General features: G+C 72.9%; 5 protein-coding genes and 1 pseudogene. 3 read left to right on the top strand and 3 right to left on the bottom strand.

Going from position 1 to position 4,911, the window contains the following annotated elements; all coding sequences use genetic code 11:
- Positions 1 to 454 (top strand): annotated as a pseudogene (locus CCN44_RS01770) (hypothetical protein); the annotation flags it as partial.
- A gap of 333 nt (positions 455 to 787) precedes the next feature.
- On the opposite strand, the gene CCN44_RS01775 reads toward CCN44_RS01770, so the two are convergent.
- Positions 788 to 1,402 (bottom strand): TetR/AcrR family transcriptional regulator, encoded by a 615-nt coding sequence (locus tag CCN44_RS01775; protein WP_059254502.1) that lies wholly within the window; start codon positions 1,400 to 1,402, stop codon positions 788 to 790.
- A gap of 188 nt (positions 1,403 to 1,590) precedes the next feature.
- On the opposite strand from CCN44_RS01775, the gene CCN44_RS01780 reads away from it, so the two are divergent.
- Entirely contained in the window at positions 1,591 to 2,391 is an 801-nt protein-coding gene (locus CCN44_RS01780) for a phosphatase PAP2 family protein (RefSeq protein WP_086696670.1), read from the top strand.
- Positions 2,388 to 3,359, top strand: coding sequence for a DMT family protein (locus CCN44_RS01785; RefSeq protein ID WP_086696671.1), 972 nt, complete (start codon positions 2,388 to 2,390; stop codon positions 3,357 to 3,359). Before CCN44_RS01780 ends, CCN44_RS01785 begins: the two co-directional genes overlap by 4 nt.
- 86 nt (positions 3,360 to 3,445) lie before the next feature.
- Here the strand turns inward: CCN44_RS01785 and CCN44_RS01790 are convergent, their stop codons facing one another.
- Positions 3,446 to 4,294, bottom strand: coding sequence for a phospholipid scramblase-related protein (locus CCN44_RS01790; protein WP_059254495.1), 849 nt, complete (start codon positions 4,292 to 4,294; stop codon positions 3,446 to 3,448).
- Positions 4,295 to 4,360: 66 nt separating this feature from the next.
- Positions 4,361 to 4,911, bottom strand: a 551-nt coding sequence (locus CCN44_RS01795) for a phospholipase domain-containing protein (RefSeq protein ID WP_143649575.1), incomplete at its 5' end; no start/stop codon positions are given.

Below are 4,911 nucleotides of genomic sequence, written 5' to 3' on the forward strand. Positions count from 1 at the left end.
CGCGGCCGGCGCCCAGGTGACCTCCGACGACTCCTACAAGTGCCCGGGCGACACGGCCAAGACCTGCACCGCGGGCGGCGCCTACACCGCGCCGGCCGTGGCACTGGGCCACGAGGGCGACACGGCCGAGGCGGTGGCGAAGGCGGACATCGCGGCCAACGCCAAGCAGTCGTACGGCGGGACCACCTACGGCAGCATCACCTCGCACGAGGTGCTGGCCTCCGAGGCGGTGACGGTGGCCGGGCAGAAGGGCTACCTGGTGCGCTGGAAGGCGGTCACCAGCAAGGGCGCCGACGGTTACGTCGAGTCGGTCGCCTTCCCCTCCCCCGGCGACCCCCGGCAGATCGTGGTCGTGCGCTTCGGCCTGGACGTCGGGCAGAAGCTCTCGGTCGTCGACGAGATCCTGAAGGGCATCAAGCCCTCGTCCGGCGGCGGGAACGGCCAGGACGTCTGAGACAGGGCTCCTGGGACGGGGCCCCGGGGCTGGGCTCCCGGGAAAGGGCCGCGGAACCCGGACGACCTCCGCGAGACAGGGCGACCTCGGAGACCGGGACCGAGAAGGACGCCCGGGTGCGACACGTCCGGGCCCAGGGACCGGCCGGGACACCGACCGGCCCGGACACGGACCCGCCGGGACACGGATCGGCCGGGACACGGATCGGCCGGGTGGGATTCCCCTCCGCTCAAGAGGAACCCCACCCGGCCGGGGGGTGCGCGCCGCCCCCGTCCCCACGGTGCGGCGCGGGCAGGTCACCGTCCAGTCATCCCGTGAACGGCGGCCTGGGTCTCATCTCAGTCCGAGGGCGGGCAGCACCGCGGACTCCACGAACCGGACCAGGTAGTCGGCGTCGGCGTACTGCCCGTTGAGCACCGGCCGCACCCGCAGGACGCCGAACATCATGGCCGGGATGTACTCCAGCGCCGGGTGGCCGGCCCGGACCTCGCCGCGGGCGACACCCCGGGCGAGCATCTCCTCCAGCGCGGCGATCTCCGGGTCCACCAGCGCCTCGCGCAGCGCGCGGGCCAGCTCCTGGTCGGACGTCACCGCGTGTCCCAGCGCCTGCAACAGCCGGGTGTCCTTGCCGGACCAGTCGCCCGCGGCCCGCGCGGCCTGGCGCAGGTCCTCGGCGAGCGATCCGGTGTCGATGCCGGCGAACCGCACCCTGCGGCTGGCGCGCAGCGCCGCCGCGACGAACTGCGGCTTGGTCTTCCACTGCCGGTAGAGCGTGGACTTGCTGCACCGGGTGCTGGCGGCGACCCCCTCCATGGTGACGGAGTCGTAGCCGCACTCGCGGATCTGTTCCAGCACGGCGTCGAAGAACTCCCGCTCACGCTCCGGCGTGATCTTGGAGCGGCGCGAGGCGACGACCGTCTCCGGTCCGTCCGCGGCCTGCGACGTCATGGTGGTGCTTCCCCTCACTCGTGCCTGTTCCCAGTGTGTCGCACATCAATCGATACGCCAGTGTACCGGTACTGGACCGTATCGGTACACTGTCGTATCGGTACGGCAACGTATCGATCTGTTCCGGTGGGGGACCGGGACGCGCACGCACCACCACACGCACCACCGTCAGCAGAAGGGGCCGGGGGATGAATGCCCGAACCGAGCCTGCGGAAGCGCAAAGGGCACCGGAGATCCCGGCACGCCCGCCTCTGATACGCGAGTTCCTGCTGGTAGCCGGGCTGTTCCTGGTCTACAAACTCGGCCGCCGGCTGGCCACGGGACATACCGAGGAGGCGTTCCGCAACGCCCGCCGCGTCTGGCACCTGGAGCGGACCGCGCACCTCCCCCACGAGAACGCCGTGCAGACCGCACTGCTGCACGGCGACACCCTCGTCCACCTGGCGAACACCTACTACGCGACCGTCCACTTCCCGGCCACGCTCGCCTTCCTGGTCTGGCTGTACGTACGGCGGCCCGGGCACTACGTCTGGGCCCGCCGGGTCCTCGCGGCCGTCACCTCGGCCGCCCTGGTGCTGCCGTTCACCTTCCCGCTGGCCCCGCCGCGGATGCTGACCGCGACGGGCCTGGTGGACACCGCCCGGGTCTACGGCCCGTCCGTGTACGGCCCGCCGTCCAGCGACCACCTCTCCAACCAGTTCGCGGCGATGCCCTCGCTGCACTTCGGCTGGGCGCTGATGCTGGCGATCGGCCTGATCGCCGCCACCCGCTCCCGGTGGCGCTGGCTCTGGCTGCTGCACCCGCTGATCACCCTGCTGGTGATCGTGGGCACGGCGAACCACTACTGGCTCGACGCGATCGTGGCCACGGCCATGTTCGGCCTCGCGCTCGCCGTCATCCGTCCGCCGCGGCGCACCGCCGTCACGGCGGGACGCGGCACCGGCCTGCTGAGCACCCGCGAGGTCGTCCTGGCGGGAGCGGGCCGATGAGCGCCGCCGCCCTGGCCGCCCTCGGCCTGTCGCTGGTGTCGGCGATCGCCTACGCGCTGGCCGCGGTCGCCCAGGAACGCCTGGCCGCGCGCAGCGCCGGCGGCGGCCTGCTGCGGCTGCTGGGCACCGGCGCCTGGTGGTCGGCGGTGGGGCTGAACGCCGCCGCCGCGCTGCTGCACGTCGTCGCCCTGAAGTACGGCCCGCTGACCGTCGTACAGCCGCTGGGCGCGCTGACCCTGGTCGCGGCCGTGCCGCTGGGCGCGCGGGCGGCCGGGCGGCGGGTCAGCGCGGTGGAGTGGCGCGGTACGGCGCTCACCCTGCTCGGGCTGGCCGCGCTGCTGGTCACCGCCTCGGGTCCGGCACCCGCCCGGGTGCTGTCGCTGACCGAGGCGCTGGTGGTCGCGGGGACGACCGCCGCCGCGATCGGGCTGCTGTCCCGGCCCGGCGCGCGGCCGGGGCTGCGGCACGCGACCGCGTCCGGCTTCGCCTCCGGTGTGGCCTCCGCGCTCACCCAGACGGTGACCGTGGCGGCCACGGACCGCTCGGGTCCGGTGCTGAGCGTCGAGGTGGTCGTGGGCGCGGTGCTCGTGGCCGCGTTCGCGGTCGGCGGACTGCTGCTGTCCCAGACGGCCTATCGCGGCGGTCTCGGGGCGCCGCTGGCCGTGGTGACGCTCGCCAATCCGGTGGCCGCCGCGGTGATCGGGCTCACCCTGCTGGGGCAGGGGCTGCGGGGCGGCGCCGCCGGGGTGCTGCTGGCCCTGGCCGGCGCGGGGCTGGCCGCCTGGGGTGTGGTGCTGCTCACCCGGGCGGCCCCCGGACCCGGGCACCGCGCCGAGGAGTACGGCGGGCCGGACGCGTCCGAGGAGCACCCGGTGGCGGCGGTGCTGGCCCTGGAGCGGGCGGCGACGGCCGAGCCGGGGCTGCTCCCCCGCCGGCCGGAGCAGCCGGGGCATCTCACGGCTCTGTGAGCACATACGGCGGCGGCCGGTGCGCGGAGGTGATCCGCGGGCACCGGCCGCCGACGCCGTACTGTCCGGCCTTCCGGCGGCGCCGGTCAGCCCCAGCCGCGGGCGTCCTGCTTGAGGGCGGTGTCCACGGTCAGCGCCGTGGCCACCACGAGGCTCAGCAGCGGCTCGGGCAGCTGGTAGTGGATCTGCAGGACGTAGTTGTCCGCGGTCGTGAACAGCGTCTTGGCGAGGCCTTCCCAGGTCTTGGTGATCCGGGCGACCTCGTTGTCCGCGTGGTCGACGATCGCGAAGTTCCAGGCCCGCCAGTTCTCCGCCTTGATCGCGCCGACCTGCTGGCCGTTCGCCATCATCGCGAAGTTGATCTTGCCGATCATGTTCTTCTGGACGATCTCGCCGACCGGCGAGCCGTCCGGGCGGGTCACGATCACCCGCGACTTGAAGATCTTCGCGGGCCGGGTCAGCAGCAGCTGCGGCTGGCCGTGGGCGTCACGGATCTCCAGCTTGTGAGTGAGGAACTGGTCGAGGCTGGAGACGAACCGCAGGATCTTGCGCAGGATGCCCTGCCCGACCTGGGTGACCGAGCCGATCTCCCGGCCGCTCTGATCCATGACCTTGTACTCGTTGGTCAGCTCGATCAGCTTGGCCTTCTGGTTCACGACCAGGACGGGCTCGGTGAAGAGAGTGCCGCCGCCGGCGCCGCCGGCCGTGACACCGGCCTGCTTCTGCACCTGGCGCTGCACCTTGGCGTCGCCGGCCTGCTGCTGCGGGAAGGGAGCCTGCTGGGCAGGGGCCTGCTGCGGCGGAACCTGCCCGGCGGGCTGCCCGGCCGGGTTGGTGTGCTCGGTCCACTGCGAGCCGTCCCAGTAGCGGAGCGTCTGCGCCGCTCCGTGCGGATCCGGGTACCAGCCTGCAGGAGTGTTCGATTGCGTGGTCACCGGGGCACACTACCTTGATCTGACCAGTACCTGACCAGTCCGCACGGAACGGTGTTCATCGCGTGTTCAGCCCGTGACGATCGCCGGGTCGCTGACGCCGGGCCGTCCGTTCTCCACATGACCGGCGAAGCCGCGAAGGAAGGCCGGGTCGGCGTCGCAGGTGACGGTCAGGTCGTACCAGCGCTTGCTGGCCGCGAGGGCGACGGTGTGCCGCACGGTCGCGCCGGGCCGCACCGTCACCGTGACCGGGCTGCCTCCGTAGCCGTCGGCCAGCTTCAGCTTCACCGTGCCGGAGCCCTTGTTGGTGAAGGTGAGCTGGATGTCGTCGCCCGCGTGCCGGGCGGTGACCTCGGGTCCGGCGACCTTGTTGCGGCCCTTGAAGAGGCGCAGGAAGCCGTTGGGGCCGTGCACGGCGAGGTCGTAGTTGCCGCCGGAGTAGGCCGAGTTCCAGGTGTCCGAGAGCGTCTTGCCGGCCTCGGTGGTGTAGGTCCAGGGGCCGTCGGTGCGGCTGTCGGACGTGACGAGGAAGGCCGCGCCGGCCTGCGCCCCCGAGGCGAACGTGAGGGTGAACCTGCCGGCCGCGGTGTCCGCCGAGCCGTCCACGACGGGGGCGTACT

Source organism: Streptomyces tricolor, from assembly GCF_002155905.1.
In the GTDB taxonomy this organism is placed as follows: domain Bacteria; phylum Actinomycetota; class Actinomycetes; order Streptomycetales; family Streptomycetaceae; genus Streptomyces; species Streptomyces tricolor.